The following is a 16,478-nucleotide window of genomic DNA, read 5'->3' as shown; positions in this document are numbered from 1 at the left end:
ACCTGCCTATTCTAGGTTAATGCTCCATTGTATGCCGCTTCCTATTTAGATGACTCTTCTCATCTCATGCCATTCAATGCCCCCGTGCGTGGATGCCGAAACGGCTGCGTATTCGAACCCGAGACCTTCATAGAAAGCGATCAAATGTTGTTCACACATGAGAACGATCGAAGCGAGCTGATCGGATTCGGCTTGTCGTATAAGCGCTCTCATAAGCGCAGTTCCGATGCCGTTGAATCGATGCTCGGGAGCGACTGCGACGGACAGGATAACGAGGTGGTTTCCACCGGTTTCGGCACTGTGCGCACTCTTCACCGCATCACTCTCACAGCTGCTTTCATCTGTGCGAACACCGCAGGAGAGCCCGATAAGCTCGTTGTTCTGCCAAGCCGACCAGAAATAGCCCGGGAAATGCTGTTGTCTGAACGTAAAAGATTCCCTCGTTGCCGCAGCTTCAACAGAATAACAAGCGAGCTCCAGCTTATGGGCGGCATCCAGCTCAGTTTGGTCGATTGGCCGCAGCTCGTAATTGACGGAAGTACTCACAGCAGCATTTTCTCCCGCTCCGTCATTCTTCTTCCCTTAATATCCAGCACGATCTTCCCGTTATTCAAGCCGATAATCCGATCGGCGAAACGTTCTGCCCAGTCGCCTTGATGCATGACCGCAACTACCGAGATCCCTTGCGTCTGGCACATCTTCTTCAAATCGGCCAGCACTTGCTCTGCCGCATGCGGATCCAAGCCGGATACCGGTTCATCAGTAAGCAGCGTCTTGGCGCCGTGGACCAAAGCGCGTGCCATCGCAATACGCTGCTTCTCCCCGCCGCTCAGCTTGTCGCCCTTCTGATGCGCCTTCTCGAGCAGCCCCATCTTCTCGATCATATCCATGGCACCCATGTAGTCATCGCTGCGAATCATGCCTGTCACTCGCCGCCAGATCGGTGTTTGATGCGATGTGCCGATGAGCACGTTCTTAAGCGCGGTACGCTTGCCGATTAAAGTTGGCTTCTCTTCCAAATACGCGATTTCACGGCGGATTTTCATTTTGCCAAGCAGACCTTTTTTGAGAATGTCGACGCCGTCCACGATGTAGGTTCCGCCGCTCCACGACTCTCTCATTGCCAAGCATCGGAGAAGCATGGACTTCCCGCTTCCGCTTGCCCCCTTGATGGCGATGAATTCACCGGGCTCTATGTTAAAGCTGATCCCGGATAGCACCTTCGGCCCGCCCGGAATTTGTTTGGATAATTGATCGACTTTTATCATGAGTGGCGCTCCTTTATGAATGCATTTGCTGTTGAATTCGCAGAGTTCTATGTAAGCTATTAATCTAGTTTAAGTTAAAAAAATAATAGTTTCCATACGAACAAATGTTTGCTATAATAAAAACAAGAACACACGTTCTAAATTCCCGCCAATTGTGAGGAGGCTAACCATCATGAATAACTGTGAAAACTATCGATTTATTGAAACGCATCGACCTTTCCGGGATCTAACTTTTAAGTTTTATTCCAACGGCTCTTTGACCATTATCGACAACAGTGCTGAAGAGGTTATTAGCCCCCGCGAATTGAAAGGGGCAAGCTATGATTTCTATGTTCGCAAGAGAATCGCTTATATTAAGCAGGATCTTACTGCTAAATTAAATAAGTATGCTTAACATCTCACAGTCTCTATATGTGTTCGCAGTTTCCCTTTGATTTCTGACTGCTGTGCATATAGAGACTGTTCCCTGTCCCTGCCCTGCCGTATATATTAAGGCAGCTGTTTGTTAATGCCGTTTAAGCTGGAGGGTCTGCTCGCAAGTTTCTCCAGCTTCTTTAATGAGGAAGAATAATCTCTCCCTTCTGATTCACTGCCATGGTTTTTCTTATTGCTGTTCCGATTTGTTGGCATACATCATTCACCTCCACCTACAGTATTTGTAAATCTTCCCAGTACTATTCGATTTGACGGCGAATCCCAAGATGCGGTAGATTGAATCTACACAGCGAAATCATCTGGGAAGGAGCCGTGCCTAAGATGAAACAAAGTATTTTATTCGATCTCGATGATACGCTAATTTACTGCAACAAGTATTTCTACTTCGTCATTGATCAATTTACAGATCTCATGTCAGACTGGTTCAGAGGTTATGGAATTTCGGCTCAAGAAATTCGTGACAAGCAAACCGAAATCGACATTGCCGGCGTACATGTATCCGGCTTTAAGAGCGATCACTTCCCACAATCCTTTATCGGAACTTATCAGCATTTCTCCGATCTACTGGGCAGAGCACTATCCCCTGTAGAGGTAGACATGCTGTGGAAACTAGGAAGAAGTGTTTATGAACATGAGGTTGAGCCTTATCCGTTCATGGAAGAGACGCTGGACGAACTGGCCTCAAAGGGGCATGAGCTGCACCTGTACACCGGTGGAGAAATGTTAATTCAACAACGCAAAATCAAGGAGATGCAGCTGGAGCGGTATTTTGGTCCACGCATCTATGTGCGTTCAATGAAGAATGTCGAAGCGATGGAGAACATTCTGCGCGAAGGCAAATTCGATCGCAAGTCGACTTGGATGATCGGCAACTCCATCCGTACTGACGTAATACCCGCACTTACTTCGGGCATACACGCTATTCACATGAAGACGGATTCCGAATGGGCGTACAATATTGTCGGCATTGATGTGGAGCCGAAAGGCGCATTCTTCACCTTAGACCAGCTAAGGGATGTTCCGACAAGTATTCATACTTACCTGAACCAGCGCGGTCCTAACTAACCAACAACAAGAGGCTTGTCCCGCACAGGAGCGATTACCACTCCTGTGCGGACAAGCCTCTTGTTCGTTCTTACGGAGCAGGTACAAATTCTACTGCTCCGGTTGTCGTATTCGTTAAGGTTAGTTTGCCGGATTCGCTGGTACCGTCTTCCCGCTTGAACGCGGAAGAACGCGTCGCGCCGCTCACCGCCAGCGCCTTCGCCATCGTTGCCGTTACCAGGCGTCCCTGCTGTTCTTTCCAGATGACGAATGTACAGCCTTCCCTAAATCGCAAACAGCCATAGCCGCGTTTACCTTCCACAAGCTCACCGCCGCAGCCCGGCCGTGGACAAGATGCAATCACCTTCGGCATGCTTGCTGACGGTTCCGGAGATGCTGCAGTACGTGTCGCTGCAGCAGCACGGGTTTGGGAGCTGCCGCTTCCAGTCGTTGAAGTGCTTGCCGACTTCGAGCGAGATGCAGCTGTGTTCCTAGCAGTTGACCCCGAGCTCGACCCAGTCTCCGTAGACTTCGCCGTCTTCCCCTTCGAAGAAGCCCTTGTGCTCTTCTCGCCAGAACCAGAAGCTTTCGCCCCCTTGCCTCTGCCTTTAGCTTCTCCGCCCGCTTGCCCCGGCTCCTCGAATAGGCTCGCATCCGCTTGGCGTTGATGCTTCACTTTGCCGACAATCATCTCGGCAAACTGCTTCACCTTCGCAATGAACTGCTCATCCGATGCTTCGCCCTTCGAGATCTGATGGAGGCGCTGCTCCCACCTGCCTGTCATTTCCGGCGAAGCGAGCAGTTCTACACCGGCGCCGCGAATGAGCTCGATTGCTGCGCAGCCCTTCGTCGTGATATCGAGCCGCTTGCCTGTAGGCTTAATATAACCGACATACTTGAGCCTCTCGATCGTCGCCGCACGAGTTGCCGGTGTACCCAGCCCCGTCTGCTTCATCGCATCTCGAAGCTCTTCATCCTCAATCGCTTTGCCGGCACTCTCCATCGCTTTGAGCAGCGTGCCTTCCGTATACGGCTTCGGCGGTTTCGTCGCCTTCTCCAGTGCATCTGCGCTGTCACAATGGACTGCTGCATCGGCATCTACCGAGAACGGACGATCGGTTTCAACCAGATCATCCTCTTGATCGTCCGTCGCATCATCGGATTTCTTCTTCGACTTGCTCTTTGCTTTGCTCGCGTTGCCGTCATCCTGATCGCCTAACACGACGCGCCATCCCGCATCCAGCTGTTCCTTGGCGCGCGTGCGGAACTGCTCCTCTTCTACCTCTGTCAACACTTCATGATTGTTATAGACGGCAGGAGGATAGTAATGAGAGAGGAATCGTCGAACGATCATATCGTAAATGTGCTGCTCTTCCGTGCTTAAGGTGCCGGGACGCTTAGGCGTCGGCAGGATCGCATGGTGATCCTCGACCTTAGCCGGATTACAGACGGCTTTGTTGCCCTTATGCACTCTGCTGCGATCCGCACCATTAGCAAGATCTCCGTAAGACGTTTGTTTAAGCATGTTAAGAACATTCCCCATTATGGGGAGGTTCTCTTCCGTCACATAGTTGGAGCTTGTCCGCGGATACGTAATCACTTTGTGTTTCTCATAGAGCGATTGCGCGATGTCGAGCGTTTTCTTCGCCGGATATCCATATCTGCCGTTCGCTTCGCGCTGCAGCAGTGTTAGATCGTATAGCCGAAATGGATATTCCTTCGATTCGGTCACCGTATAGCTGATAATCTTAGCCGGTTTTCCGGATACCTTCGCGGCCAGCGCTTCAGCTTGCTCGCGTTTCGTTATCCGGTCTCCCTGCCAGACGCCTTTATAAGTAAAGTCTCCCTGACTGAATGAAGCTTGAACGACGAAAAACGTCTCACTGTCAAAAGCCGTAATTTCTTTATGCCGATCGTAGAGCAGCGCTAATACAGGTGTTTGTACGCGTCCGACCGACAGCAGCGTTTTGTGGCGGATGGTAAATGCCCGCGAAGCATTCATGCCAACCAGCCAATCCGCTTCACTTCGCGCCTTCGCCGCACGTGTCAAATCATCATACTCCTGATCGCTGCGCAGCCCATCAAACCCGCGCCGAATCGTCTCCGGCGTCAAATCGGAAATCCACAGCCGATCTGTCGGCTGCGGCATTTTCAAATATTGCCGGATCAGATGGAAGATAAGCTGACCTTCACGCCCGGCATCGCATGCGTTAACAAGCCGGTCACAGCGCTTCGACAGCTCGCCGATTGTAGCAAGCTGATCCTTCGTCCGCGCATTCGGCCAAAGCTTAAAGCGATCCGGAATGATGGGCAAATCCGCTTCATTCCATCTCTTATACTTGGGGTCGTACTGATCCGGCTCTGCGAGACTGACCAAATGGCCGATCGCCCACGTAATAATGTAGTGCTCGCCTTCCAAATAAGCGCGTTTGTTCTGCGCCTTCGGCTCCACGACTGCGGCGATTGTCCGACCCATATCGGGTTTCTCTGCGATAATCAATGTTTTCAAGCAATCGCCTCTTTACCGTTCGTTAACCGACATAATCTGACGTTTCATCGCTTCCAAAATCGTCCGAACGCCTTTCGACCAATTGACGTCTTCGGCATATTTCGTATTGATCCAAGTGAGTGCGTCGATATCATCAGGTCTTCCTTGACTTTTATGTACAATCGTATTGCTCGCGATCTTCGCAGATTCGCTGATTGTTGTATTAAACTCTTTCCAGCTGTGAAACACATTAAACGGATTGTTGGCGATCTTCTTCGCATCTTTGTGCGTCTTCGGTACAAAAGCCTGTTCTTGTCCGGTTATCGCAAACAGCAATAGCGGATGGATATCATGCTCCTTAGCCGCATTAACGATGGTACTGAGATACGGTTCCTCGGCAAGCAACGACGATTTCCCCGCCAAATACCGCACAAGCCGTTCTTTATTAATTTCCACATACCTCAGCTCATTGGGAAGTTCATTCTTATACTTCTGCACGATCACATCGGGCGGCGGCTGGGAAACCGGGCGGCTCACAACCATAGGTTGTCCTGTCTTAGGGAGCTCTGCAGGAGCAGTTGGCGGATGTAGGGTCCACCAGCCGTAGAACAACGTCGACACGCTTAGCGCCACCGTAAGGAACATATACGTACTCGGCTTGCTTCTGCTGCCAATACGGCCATTACGGCTGCCAGGAAGCGTGATAATCTCTGCCATCCGATCCGGCGCGCGATAATAGCCTGCCACAGTGCCGACCACTGCATCCCAAGCTTCCACTTGCATATGAGGAGAGTTCGCAATATGAATGCCTTCTTCAACGATGCCTTTGAACACTTCAGACTCGATCGTCACGCCAAGTCGCTGCTCTACCCACTCGTGCAAGGCATGGAAAAGCTGAGGATCACGATAATCGAGCCTCAGGCATGCTTCAAAAATATGCTTCTCATGAACAGGAACTTGCTTCCGAACCGCAATGCTCCGCAGCAACTCGGTCGAAACGCTCATCTTATGAGCTTGTGGAAAATCAGGTAATTGTCGCAGGACGATACGCTGCATCGCATCCGCAACGATTTCGGCTCGGCGGTCGCTAGGCAAGTCACCGTACTTATGCTGGACATAATGTCTGATTTTATGAATATCCGTCGGCGTTAGAACACCTGCAGCTGTGGTGCGCAATCGAATCTCCTCCCACCAAGAAACGATAACCTACAGCTCATTTTACCACATCTTACCTTAACCGCCGATAGAGAGATTTGCAATCCGTGCTTGAATTTCTGCAGATTCAATATACGTTCTTATCTGTTCCTTCTCATCAGAGGTGAATTGAAACTCGCAATCGCAGCCCTCATCCAGAGGTACGATCTGAGCAATTACGCCGCTGTGCGTACATATAACTAATGCCGTTAAATCAACTAGCCCGTCAGGGACAGGCGTTGTTTGATCCACGATCATGCGCAGCTCAAGATCAATCCATTGATCGTCACGTCGTTCTATGCGAGGAATGAATGTCATAAATCGCAGCTGAGTAATCTGCTCGGAACCGTATTGTATCATCTTCTTCATTCCACTCCTTCGTAAAACGAAATAAAAGCGCCCGTAGGCGCTTTGCATTCCGAGTTCCTTCGTTCATTAAGGAAGCATCGTTGTTCCCATCAAATAACGGTCCACTTCACGCGCAGCCTCGCGGCCTTCGTTGATTGCCCAAACAACCAAGCTTTGTCCACGGCGCATATCGCCTGCAGCGAATACTTTATCGACGCTCGTTTTGTATTTGCCATATTCGGCTTTTACATTCGAACGACGGTCTTGTTCAAGTCCAAGCTTCTGAATCAGCGTGTTCTCAGGACCTTCGAAGCCGACCGCGATCATAACCAGATCAGCTGGCCAAACTTTCTCCGTACCTGGGATTTCCGTATAGATTCTGCGTCCTGTTTCATCCACAGTACGCTGGATTTGCACGGTGTGCAATTCTTTCAAGTTGCCATTCTCGTCACCTACGAATTTCTTCGTCAGTACGGAGAATGCACGAGGGTCTTCACCATATAACGCGCGAGCTTCCTCTTGTGCGTAGTCAAGCGTGTACACGTTAGGGAATTGCGGCCATGGGTTCTTCTCTTGATCACGTACCAGTGGTGCTTTGCCAACCGTACCGAATTGCGTTACCGATTTACAACCGTGGCGTAGTGCCGTTGCCACACAGTCAGTACCTGTGTCGCCGCCGCCGATAACGATAACATCCTTATCTTTAGCCGAAATATAATTACCGTCTTCCAAGTTGGAATCCAGGTAGCTCTTGATTGTACCGTTCAAATAATCCATTGCCAAGTGAACGCCGTTCAAGTCGCGGCCTTCGATGTCAACCTCGCGAGCCTTAGTAGCACCGCCGCAAAGGACAATAGCATCAAATTCATTCATCAGTTGTTCAGCCGGTACGTTTGTGCCAACCTCAGCATTCGTTACGAAGTTAATGCCTTCAGCTTCCATCAGATCCACACGACGCTGAACCACTTTCTTATCGAGCTTCATAGTTGGAATACCGTAAGTGAGCAAGCCGCCGATACGATCTGCACGCTCATAAACCGTTACAGTATGGCCCGCTTTGTTAAGCTGTGCTGCGGTAGCCATTCCGGCAGGACCGGAACCTACAACGGCAACCTTCTTGCCTGTACGCATAAGCGGCGGCTGTGGAACGACCCAGCCTTCTTCGAAGCCTTTATCGATAATGGACTGCTCGATTGTTTTGATCGTAACCGCATCGCCGATCAGGCCAACCGTACAAGAACCTTCACACGGAGCCGGGCAAACACGGCCGGTGAATTCCGGGAAATTGTTCGTTTTGTGCAAACGATCGAGCGCTTCGCGCCAAAGTCCACGATAGATGAGGTTATTCCATTCCGGAATAAGGTTGTTCACCGGGCAGCCCGATGCGCCTCCCGGAAGCTCGATGCCTGTATGGCAATAAGGCGTACCGCAATCCATGCAGCGCGCGCCTTGCGTTCTTAGCTGATCTTCACTGAAATGCTTATGAAATTCATCCCAATCCTTAATCCGTTCCAGCGGATCGCGGTCAGCAGGCAGTTCGCGTTTGTAGTCCATAAATCCAGTAGGTGTAGACATGATCGCTTTTCCTCCATCCATTTTCCCATTACCGAATGTTCGTTATCTCTCTAAAACTATATCGGGAATCGACATTGAATTCAATATCAAACTTTACCATATAAAACCTGATAACTATTTACAATATCTTAGCAACTTGGCTTAACGCAATAAATGGATTTTCCGTACAATCATTTGCACTTTATCACATAATGTTAGGCTTTTGCCAAACAAATAGTGAATGCTCTACCGAGCGTTCCTGACATATGTAACGATTGTAAAATCATAGGCGTTCTTCTCATCCTTCGAGAAATGCTCCCGATCCTGTACGGTCCACTCATCTATCCGGAAGGTTGGAAAATGCGCGTCCCCTGCCACATCAGCTTCGACTTCCGTTAACCACAGCTTGTCCGCATAGGGCATAAACAGTGAATATATCTCTGCGCCGCCCATGATAACAAGCTCTTCGCCTTCATTGCTGCCATACTGAGTCAACACTTCTTCAACGGAATGAGCAACCTCACAGCCATCCGGCTTGTAATCCATGCTGCGAGTCAGGATCACATTACGACGATTCTTGAGCGGACCGTTAAGCGATTCGAAGGTCTTACGCCCCATTACAACGGTCTTACCAGCTGTAGAACGACGAAAATGGGCCATTTCTGCCGGCAAACTCCATGGCATGCCGTTGTCGATCCCGATCACACGGTTGCGCGCCATTGCGGCAATCATTGCAATAGTCATAATCGGCACCCTCCCCTATATCGCGACTTCAGCTTTAATCGTTGGATGATGCTGATAATCGGCAATTTCGAAATCATCATACACATAATCGAGAATCGATTCCGGCTTCCGCTTAATGATTAGCTTCGGCAGCGGCAGCGGTTCACGAGTCAATTGAAGCTTAACCTGCTCGATATGATTGCTATAGATATGAACATCGGCGCCTGAATAAATAAAATCCCCAACTCCAAGATCGCATTGCTGGGCGATCATATGCGTAAGCAGCGCGTATTGCGCAATATTAAACGGCAAACCCAAGAATGTATCGGAAGAACGCATCGTCAGCATACAAGAGAGTTTTCCGTTAGCCACATAGAATTGGAATACAAAATGGCAAGGTGGAAGCTTCATATTCTCGATTTCGGCTACATTCCATGCACTGACAATATGGCGCCTGGAATCCGGATTATGCTTGATCGATTCTATTACAGCAGCAATTTGATCGATGCGACGACCGTCGGGTGTCTCCCACGCCCGCCACTGCGACCCGTAAACAGGACCCAGATCGCCGTTCTCATCTGCCCACTCATTCCAAATCCGTACGCCATTCTCTTGCAGGTAACGAACGTTCGTATCGCCCTTAAGGAACCAGAGCAGTTCATGAATAATGGATTTCACATGCATCCGTTTCGTCGTGACCAGCGGGAAACCTTGATTCAAGTCGAATCGAAGCTGACGACCGAACACGGATCTCGTTCCTGTTCCTGTACGATCCTCTTTAACAACCCCGTTATCCAAGACATCCTGAAGCAAATCCAAATAAGCCTTCAACGTCCGTTAACCCCTCTCCATCTTTCGACAAAAACCGTTTCCTATTAGTGTACCATTTAAAGGCTCTTCTGTCTGTCCTGTTTTCGCTGCATTCTTAGTTCGTATCGATCCGGTGCGGACAGATGAAGCGCCTGTTCTTCTTCATTCTGCGGAATGATGCCTGGAACAGGGGTCGGCTTGCCTTGCCCATCGAGCGCAACAAAGGTGAAGAAGGCGGTGACCGCTGTTTTGCGCTCCCCCGTGTAGACATGCTCGGTTTGGACCTTCACATAGATTTCCATAGAGCTTTTACGAGTCCATGTTACAAAAGCTTCTACGTCGATCATATCGCCTACTTTAATCGGTGCAACGAAATCCAAACTATCTGTCGATGCGGTTACGACCGGCCCCCGCGCATGGCGCATGCTTGTTATCGCCGCGATCTTATCCATGTATTCCATTACTTTGCCGCCGAACATCGTTCCGTGGTAATTCGTATCCGACGGGAAGATCAGCTGCATCATCGTTGATCTCGATTCGTCCGTTGTTTTCTTCATCACTTCGTTCGTCATTGCAGGCTGCCTCCTTGGCTAAATACTAAAGAAGAAAGAGGCCCAGCTGCAGAACAACTGCGGCGTGACCTCTTGTATTCCTGTAAGCCTTGGTTATATATAGATTAGCTTGTTATTTGGCAATTGCGTGAATCGGATGTCCAAGCGCCACTTCAACCGCATCCAGAACGATTTCGCCAAGCGTTGGATGTGCATGGATCGTCAGAGCGATATCTTCAAGCGTCGCGCCCATTTCGATTGCAAGTCCTAGCTCTGCGATCATGTTGGAAGCTTCAATACCGGCGATTTGGGCACCAAGTAAGAGACCGTTATCCGCATCTGCGATTACTTTGACAAAACCTTCGTTTACGCCAAGGGACAATGCACGTCCGTTGATGTTGAACGGGAATTTGCCGACCTTCACATTGTGGCCTTTATCCTTCGCTTCCTTCTCGCTGTAGCCTACGCTAGACAATTCAGGATCGGAGAATACCACAAGCGGAATGCACTTGTAATCGATTTTGCTTGGTTGACCGGCAATGACTTCTGCAGCAACGCGGCCTTCATACATCGCTTTATGCGCAAGCGCAGGTCCTGCGATAATATCGCCAATTGCGAAGATGTGTGGAATGCTTGTACGGCATTGCTCGTCGACTTCGATCATACCACGATCGGTCATCTTCACATCGATCATATCAAGGCCAAGCTCACCATCTGTATTTGGACGGCGTCCAACCGTTACAAGCAAGTAATCTGCTGTAACTTGTTTGTCTTCGCCACCCACTGTGTACGTAACGGTTACATCGTTGTCAGTTTGTACGGCACTCTTCGCTTGAGCACCTGTTACGATATCTGTTTTGGTGCCTTTAAGCTTCTTCGCTACGAGAGAAGACATGTCGCTGTCAAAGCCGGGAAGAATCGAATCGGAACCTTCGATTACCGTAACCTTCGTACCGAAACGAGCATACATTTGACCAAGCTCGATGCCGATGTAGCCGCCGCCGATAACAACGAGGCTCTTCGGAATTTCAGGCAAGGACAATGCTTCTGTCGAAGAAACGATACGGCCGCCGTAAGGGAATGCCTTCAGCTCGATTGGACGGGAACCTGTTGCAATGATGCAGTTCTTGAAACGGTAGCGCGGAGCTTCTTGCTCATTGAATACACGTGCTTCCGTATCGCTGATGAACATCACTTCGCCGCTGAAGAATTGAATTTTGTTAGCTTTCAACAGTTGGCCAACGCCGCCGGTCAATTTCTTAACTACGCCGTTCTTGAACTCTTGAACTTTGCTCCACTCCACTTTCACATCGGAAGCCGTGATACCGAAGGAAGAAGCGTGAGAGATGGATTCATATTGGTGGGACGCCGAGATCAGCGCCTTGGACGGGATACAGCCGACGTTCAAGCATACGCCGCCTACATATTGTTTATCTACAACAAGCACACTTTGGCCAAGCTGCGCAGCGCGAATTGCCGCTACATAGCCGCCAGGGCCTGCTCCAATGACTAGCAAATCAATATCGAGTGATGCATCTCCTACTACCATGGTTTTAAACCTCCATTACAAGTAATTGCGGATCAGCCAGCAGCTGTTTAATGTAGTTCATGAAGTTTTGCGCTGTTGCCCCATCAATGAGACGGTGGTCAAAACTTAGGGAAAGTGCCATAACCGATGCAGCTACGATTTCGCCGTTCTTCACAACCGGTTTCTCGGAAATACGGCCTGTACCAAGAATAGCAACTTCAGGGAAGTTGATAACCGGTGTAAAGAACATGCCGCCTGCGGAACCAATGTTAGTAATGCTGATCGTGCTGCCTCTCAGTTCGGTAGCTGTAAGCTTACCGTCACGACCGCGAGTAGCCAGATCTTTGATCGCATCTGCAACCATCCAAACGTTCTTACGGTCAGCATCCTGGATAACCGGAACGATCAAACCGTTATCTGTATCGGTAGCAATACCGATGTTGTAGTATTTCTTGTACACGATCTCTTGTTTCTCTTCATCAAGCGTCGCGTTCATGATCGGGAACTGACGGCAAGCCGCAACAAGAGCCTTTACGATGAATGGCAGGTAAGTCAGCTTAACGCCTTTCTTCTCTGCGATCGGCTTCGCTTTCGTACGAAGCTCAACTAGTGCAGTAACATCTACTTCATCCATCAGTGTAACGTGAGGTGCTGTGTAGACCGATTTAACCATCGCGTTCGCAATTACTTTGCGAATCCCTTTGAATGGTACGCGCTCTTCAGCACGGTCGCCGATAACGACTGCCGCTTGTGCAGCTGGTTTCGAATCAGCCGATGCCGATGCAACGGCTGCATCTTCTTGAGCTGCCGGAGCTGCTTGTGCCGCCGTGCCGCCGCCTGCAGCAATTGCAGTAACGTCCTCGCGCGTGATGCGGCCGTTCTTGCCAGAGCCTGCTACGCCGGACAGATCAACGGCTTGTTCGCGAGCGAATTTACGCACGCTAGGCGTTGCCAGAACCAAACCACCAGCTGCTTTAACTGGAGCCGATGCTGGTGCTGGTGCTGCTGGCGCCGGAGCCGCTGCAGTTGTTGGTGCCGGTGCTGCTACTGGTGCTGGTGCTGCCGCAGGTGCCGGTGCACTGTGGCTGTCGCCGGCTGGTGCTGCTTGCTCAGGCACTTCGCCTTCTGCATCAATGATCGCGACGATATCGCCAACATGGCAAACCTGTCCGTCCTTTACGAGCACTTCAAGCACTTTACCATTTACAGGACAAGGAACTTCTACGATTGCCTTGTCATTCTGTACTTCCATGATGATATCTTCATCCGTTACTGTAGCGCCTGGCGTAATATGCATTTTGACGATTTCGCCTTCATGCAAGCCTTCGCCCAGCTCCGGGAAACGATACTCGAATTTTGCCACGTCCCGTGACCTCCTTCTCAGTCTTCACAACCTGCTCTATGGTGGGTTTATCTATTAAAAGTTCAGCACTTGGTTAACTGCTTTAATGATGCGAGCAGGGCTTGGCAGCCATGCGTCTTCCACTTGTGCGAACGGGTAAACCGTATCCGGACCCGCTACGCGAAGTACCGGTGCTTCCAGATGAAGGATTGCGTTCTCGTTGATTTGAGCAATGATTTCCGCAGCTGCACCGGAAGTTTTCTGTGCTTCTTGTACAACGATTGCACGGTTTGTTTTCTTGATCGAAGCAACGATGGTTTCGATATCAAGCGGAAGCAGTGTACGAAGATCGATAACCTCCGCTTTAACGCCGCTCTTCTCAAGCTCTTCAGCAGCCTTAACAGCTGTATGAACCATAAGACCGTAAGCGATGATCGTGACATCGGAACCTTCACGAACAACATTGGCTTTACCGATCTCAACCGTGTACGCCTCTTCAGGCACATCTTGACGGAAAGCATGGTATAGGTTCAAATGCTCCATGAAGAATACAGGGTCATTGTCGCGGATAGCCGCAACAAGAAGGCCTTTTGCATCATAAGGGTTGGAAGGCACGATTACTTTAATACCAGGCGTTTGAATCGCCAAGCCTTCAAGGGAATCGGTGTGAAGCTCAGCTGCCTTAACGCCGCCGCCAAATGGCGTACGGAATACGATTGGCGAGTTATAGCGTCCACCCGAGCGGTAACGCATACGCGCTGCTTGGATAAACATTTGATCCATGGCTTCATAGATAAACCCTACGAATTGAATTTCTGCTACAGGGCGGAAGCCTTGAAGCCCCATCCCTACTGCCATACCTGCAATCGCAGATTCAGCAAGCGGTGTATCGAATACGCGGTCTTCGCCGAATTCGCCTTGAAGTCCTTCTGTCGCACGGAAAACGCCGCCAACCTTACCAACGTCTTCACCGAAAATGTATACGTTCGGGTCATTCTTAAGCTCCACACGCATTGCGTCGCGGATCGCTTCTTTCATATTCATTTGAGCCATTGTCGCGAGTTCCTCCTTAGCTAACTTCGATAGTCATCCCATTTATTGGAAATCGGCCTTTTGCGCTTCCAGGTGAGCAGGTGTGTGCTCGAACATGGAATCAATCAGTCCGTTCACAGTCATTTTCTCTGTTGCTTCTGCTTTCTTGATATGCTCGTTTACAGTCGCTTTCGCTTCCTCTTTCACGCGGGCTGTATCTTCATCCGACCACAGACCCTTCTTCTCAAGGAATTTCGCGAAACGAGTGATTGGATCTTTCAGGCTCCATTCGCCCTCTTCATCCTTCGTACGGTATTTCGTCGTATCATCCGCCATGGAATGCGGACGGAAACGGTATGTCAGCATCTCGATCAGCGTAGCGCCTTCGCCGTTACGGCCGCGCTCTGCAGCGTCGGATACTGCTTTGATAACAGCAAGTACGTCCATACCGTCAACTTGCACGCCGCGAATACCGGCAGCAATTGCTTTGTGTGCAACCGACAATGCAGCCGTTTGCTTCGCGTACGGTGTTGTGATCGCATAACCGTTGTTTTGAACAACATAAATGACAGGGAGCTTGAATGCGCCGGCAAAGTTCATGCCTTCGTAGAAGTCGCCCTCAGAAGAACCGCCATCACCTGTATAAGTGATCGCTACGCGCTTCTCGCCTTTTTTCTTAAATGCCATTGCAACGCCGGTAGCATGAAGAATTTGAGCGCCGATAATGATTTGCGGCATAAGAACATGAACGTCCGCAGGGATTTGACCACCGTGCTGATGACCACGGGAGTATAGGAATGCTTGATACAGCGGCAATCCGTGCCATACGATTTGTGGCATGTCGCGGTAGCCCGGGCAGACAAAATCGTCTTTGTTTAGTGCATATTCGCTTCCGATCATGGAAGCTTCTTGACCCGAAACAGGTGCATAGAAGCCAAGACGGCCTTGTCTGCCCAAGTTTACGGCACGCTCATCCCATGTGCGTGTGAAAACCATACGATACATAATTTCTTTCAATTGCTCATCCGACAAATTCGGCATAAGCGCTTCGTTAACAATTTCCCCTTCAGGAGACAAAACGGAAAGTGGAGTTACAGGCTCCGTCTGAACTTCGTAAGGCAGCTTGCTCATATTGTTCACCTCAGTTGAATATTTGAAAAAACGAGTATCCCTGTTATAGAATGATTATAAACCTGTTTAACCAAAATGGTCAAAGCATAAAGCACAATAAACCGTTGTATTTTGCAACATTTGATCTATTAGCCTGCCAAATTGTATATGTAACAGAACTATTGAACTAGTAGTACAGTATAGTACAACAGGGCATATTTCTAGCAAAAGCTTCATTTGTTTCCTCCCTTTTGTTTACCCACAACACGTCCAAACCATGCAAGGACAAAGGAGTTTTTATTCATGACCGATCCTCGTTATTTGAAAAGAACGATTGTAAAGGATGTCATTACCAGTCGGTTGCTGCCGGAAGGCTCCCGTGATCTACGGGTATATTTACCACCTGGCTACAATGAATTGCTCAGCTACCCGGTCGTCTATTGCCAAGACGGTGAGCAATTTTTCAATTTTGGCCGTATTGCGACGATTGCCAACCAACTCATTCTGGACGAAGGCATTGAGCCTTTCATCATTGTCGGAATCGATGTCGACATTAAGCTGCGCACGGCCGAATATGCGCCTAATGGAGATCGGCATCACGGCTATGTCAGCTTCATCGGCGAAGAACTGATTCCATACATTGAGTCCAAGTACGCAGCCAGACGAGACGCAGGCGCTCGGATCCTTGCCGGCGATTCCTTAGGCGGATCCGTCAGCCTTCACATTGCGCTCACCTACCCCGAATTGTTCCATCAAGTTATTTCCTTGTCCGGGGCGTTTTATCCCGCTTCACGAGAGATTGCTCGGAAAGCTTCCGATCTGAACAAGCTCGAACTATTCATGATCGTAGGGTTGCAAGAAACGGCGTTTAAATCAGACAGCGGCGTATATGATTTTGTCGCGATTAACCGTGAGATGAAAGCAATTCTTGAAGCACAAGGCGCCACAACCCATTACAGCGAGCATGATGGCGATCATGTGTGGGGCTTCTGGCAGCAGCACATTCCGGATGCGCTGAGAACGTTCTTACATCCGGAAGCCTGATTGACTC

General features: G+C 49.7%; 17 protein-coding genes. 3 read left to right on the top strand and 14 right to left on the bottom strand.

Going from position 1 to position 16,478, the window contains the following annotated elements; genetic code table 11:
* Positions 1–45: 45 nt before the first annotated feature.
* A complete protein-coding gene (locus tag AC0YN4_RS01035) occupies positions 46–546 on the bottom strand; it encodes a GNAT family N-acetyltransferase (protein WP_475780618.1) in 501 nt (166 codons plus the stop codon).
* Positions 543–1,268 (bottom strand): phosphonate ABC transporter ATP-binding protein, encoded by a 726-nt coding sequence (locus tag AC0YN4_RS01030; protein WP_475780617.1) that lies wholly within the window; start codon positions 1,266–1,268, stop codon positions 543–545. The genes AC0YN4_RS01035 and AC0YN4_RS01030 overlap by 4 nt, the downstream gene beginning before the upstream one ends.
* A 172-nt stretch (positions 1,269–1,440) precedes the next feature.
* Between AC0YN4_RS01030 and AC0YN4_RS01025 the strand changes: the two genes are divergently transcribed.
* Entirely contained in the window at positions 1,441–1,662 is a 222-nt protein-coding gene (locus AC0YN4_RS01025; RefSeq protein WP_090985426.1) for a hypothetical protein, read from the top strand.
* Positions 1,663–1,757: 95 nt separating this feature from the next.
* Here AC0YN4_RS01025 and AC0YN4_RS01020 read toward each other — a convergent pair whose 3' ends face one another.
* The gene (locus tag AC0YN4_RS01020) at positions 1,758–1,898 is read right to left on the bottom strand and encodes a hypothetical protein (RefSeq protein ID WP_475780616.1); all 141 of its coding nucleotides are present in this window, start codon (positions 1,896–1,898) and stop codon (positions 1,758–1,760) included.
* Between the two features lie 126 nt (positions 1,899–2,024).
* Between AC0YN4_RS01020 and AC0YN4_RS01015 the strand changes: the two genes are divergently transcribed.
* The gene (locus AC0YN4_RS01015; RefSeq protein WP_475780615.1) at positions 2,025–2,768 is read left to right on the top strand and encodes an HAD family hydrolase; all 744 of its coding nucleotides are present in this window, start codon (positions 2,025–2,027) and stop codon (positions 2,766–2,768) included.
* Between the two features lie 70 nt (positions 2,769–2,838).
* On the opposite strand, the gene AC0YN4_RS01010 is transcribed toward AC0YN4_RS01015, so the two are convergent.
* The 11 genes from AC0YN4_RS01010 to pdhA all read right to left on the bottom strand — a co-directional run bounded on the left by AC0YN4_RS01010 (position 2,839) and on the right by pdhA (position 15,448).
* Positions 2,839–5,256: a DNA topoisomerase 3 gene (locus AC0YN4_RS01010; RefSeq protein WP_475780614.1), complete on the bottom strand. Its 2,418-nt coding sequence runs from the start codon at positions 5,254–5,256 to the stop codon at positions 2,839–2,841.
* A 12-nt stretch (positions 5,257–5,268) separates the two neighbouring features.
* Entirely contained in the window at positions 5,269–6,411 is a 1,143-nt protein-coding gene (locus AC0YN4_RS01005) for a hypothetical protein (protein ID WP_475780613.1), read from the bottom strand.
* A 57-nt stretch (positions 6,412–6,468) separates the two neighbouring features.
* Entirely contained in the window at positions 6,469–6,798 is a 330-nt protein-coding gene (locus tag AC0YN4_RS01000) for a hypothetical protein (RefSeq protein WP_475780612.1), read from the bottom strand.
* 66 nt (positions 6,799–6,864) lie between these two features.
* The gene (locus tag AC0YN4_RS00995; protein WP_475780611.1) at positions 6,865–8,352 is read right to left on the bottom strand and encodes a glutamate synthase subunit beta; all 1,488 of its coding nucleotides are present in this window, start codon (positions 8,350–8,352) and stop codon (positions 6,865–6,867) included.
* Positions 8,353–8,577: 225 nt separating this feature from the next.
* A complete protein-coding gene (locus AC0YN4_RS00990) occupies positions 8,578–9,075 on the bottom strand; it encodes a dihydrofolate reductase (RefSeq protein WP_475834885.1) in 498 nt (165 codons plus the stop codon).
* Positions 9,076–9,090: 15 nt separating this feature from the next.
* Positions 9,091–9,885 (bottom strand): thymidylate synthase, encoded by a 795-nt coding sequence (thyA, locus tag AC0YN4_RS00985; protein WP_475834884.1) that lies wholly within the window; start codon positions 9,883–9,885, stop codon positions 9,091–9,093.
* Positions 9,886–9,941: 56 nt separating this feature from the next.
* A complete protein-coding gene (locus AC0YN4_RS00980) occupies positions 9,942–10,436 on the bottom strand; it encodes an acyl-CoA thioesterase (RefSeq protein ID WP_475780608.1) in 495 nt (164 codons plus the stop codon).
* A 112-nt stretch (positions 10,437–10,548) separates the two neighbouring features.
* Complete coding sequence (lpdA, locus tag AC0YN4_RS00975; protein ID WP_090985406.1) at positions 10,549–11,964, bottom strand: dihydrolipoyl dehydrogenase; 1,416 nt, start codon at positions 11,962–11,964, stop codon at positions 10,549–10,551.
* Positions 11,965–11,968: 4 nt separating this feature from the next.
* Positions 11,969–13,306: a dihydrolipoamide acetyltransferase family protein gene (locus AC0YN4_RS00970; protein WP_475834883.1), complete on the bottom strand. Its 1,338-nt coding sequence runs from the start codon at positions 13,304–13,306 to the stop codon at positions 11,969–11,971.
* Positions 13,307–13,360: 54 nt separating this feature from the next.
* Positions 13,361–14,338, bottom strand: coding sequence for an alpha-ketoacid dehydrogenase subunit beta (locus tag AC0YN4_RS00965; RefSeq protein ID WP_090985403.1), 978 nt, complete (start codon positions 14,336–14,338; stop codon positions 13,361–13,363).
* A gap of 42 nt (positions 14,339–14,380) precedes the next feature.
* The gene (gene pdhA, locus AC0YN4_RS00960) at positions 14,381–15,448 is read right to left on the bottom strand and encodes a pyruvate dehydrogenase (acetyl-transferring) E1 component subunit alpha (RefSeq protein ID WP_090985401.1); all 1,068 of its coding nucleotides are present in this window, start codon (positions 15,446–15,448) and stop codon (positions 14,381–14,383) included.
* A 282-nt stretch (positions 15,449–15,730) separates the two neighbouring features.
* Between pdhA and AC0YN4_RS00955 the strand changes: the two genes are divergently transcribed.
* Positions 15,731–16,471 (top strand): alpha/beta hydrolase, encoded by a 741-nt coding sequence (locus AC0YN4_RS00955; RefSeq protein ID WP_475834882.1) that lies wholly within the window; start codon positions 15,731–15,733, stop codon positions 16,469–16,471.
* Positions 16,472–16,478: the final 7 nt, after the last annotated feature.

Source organism: Paenibacillus sp. J22R3 (assembly GCF_056269305.1).
The sequence above is the reverse complement of the archived record's forward strand: the minus strand, read 5'-3'. Positions and strand labels throughout refer to the sequence as shown.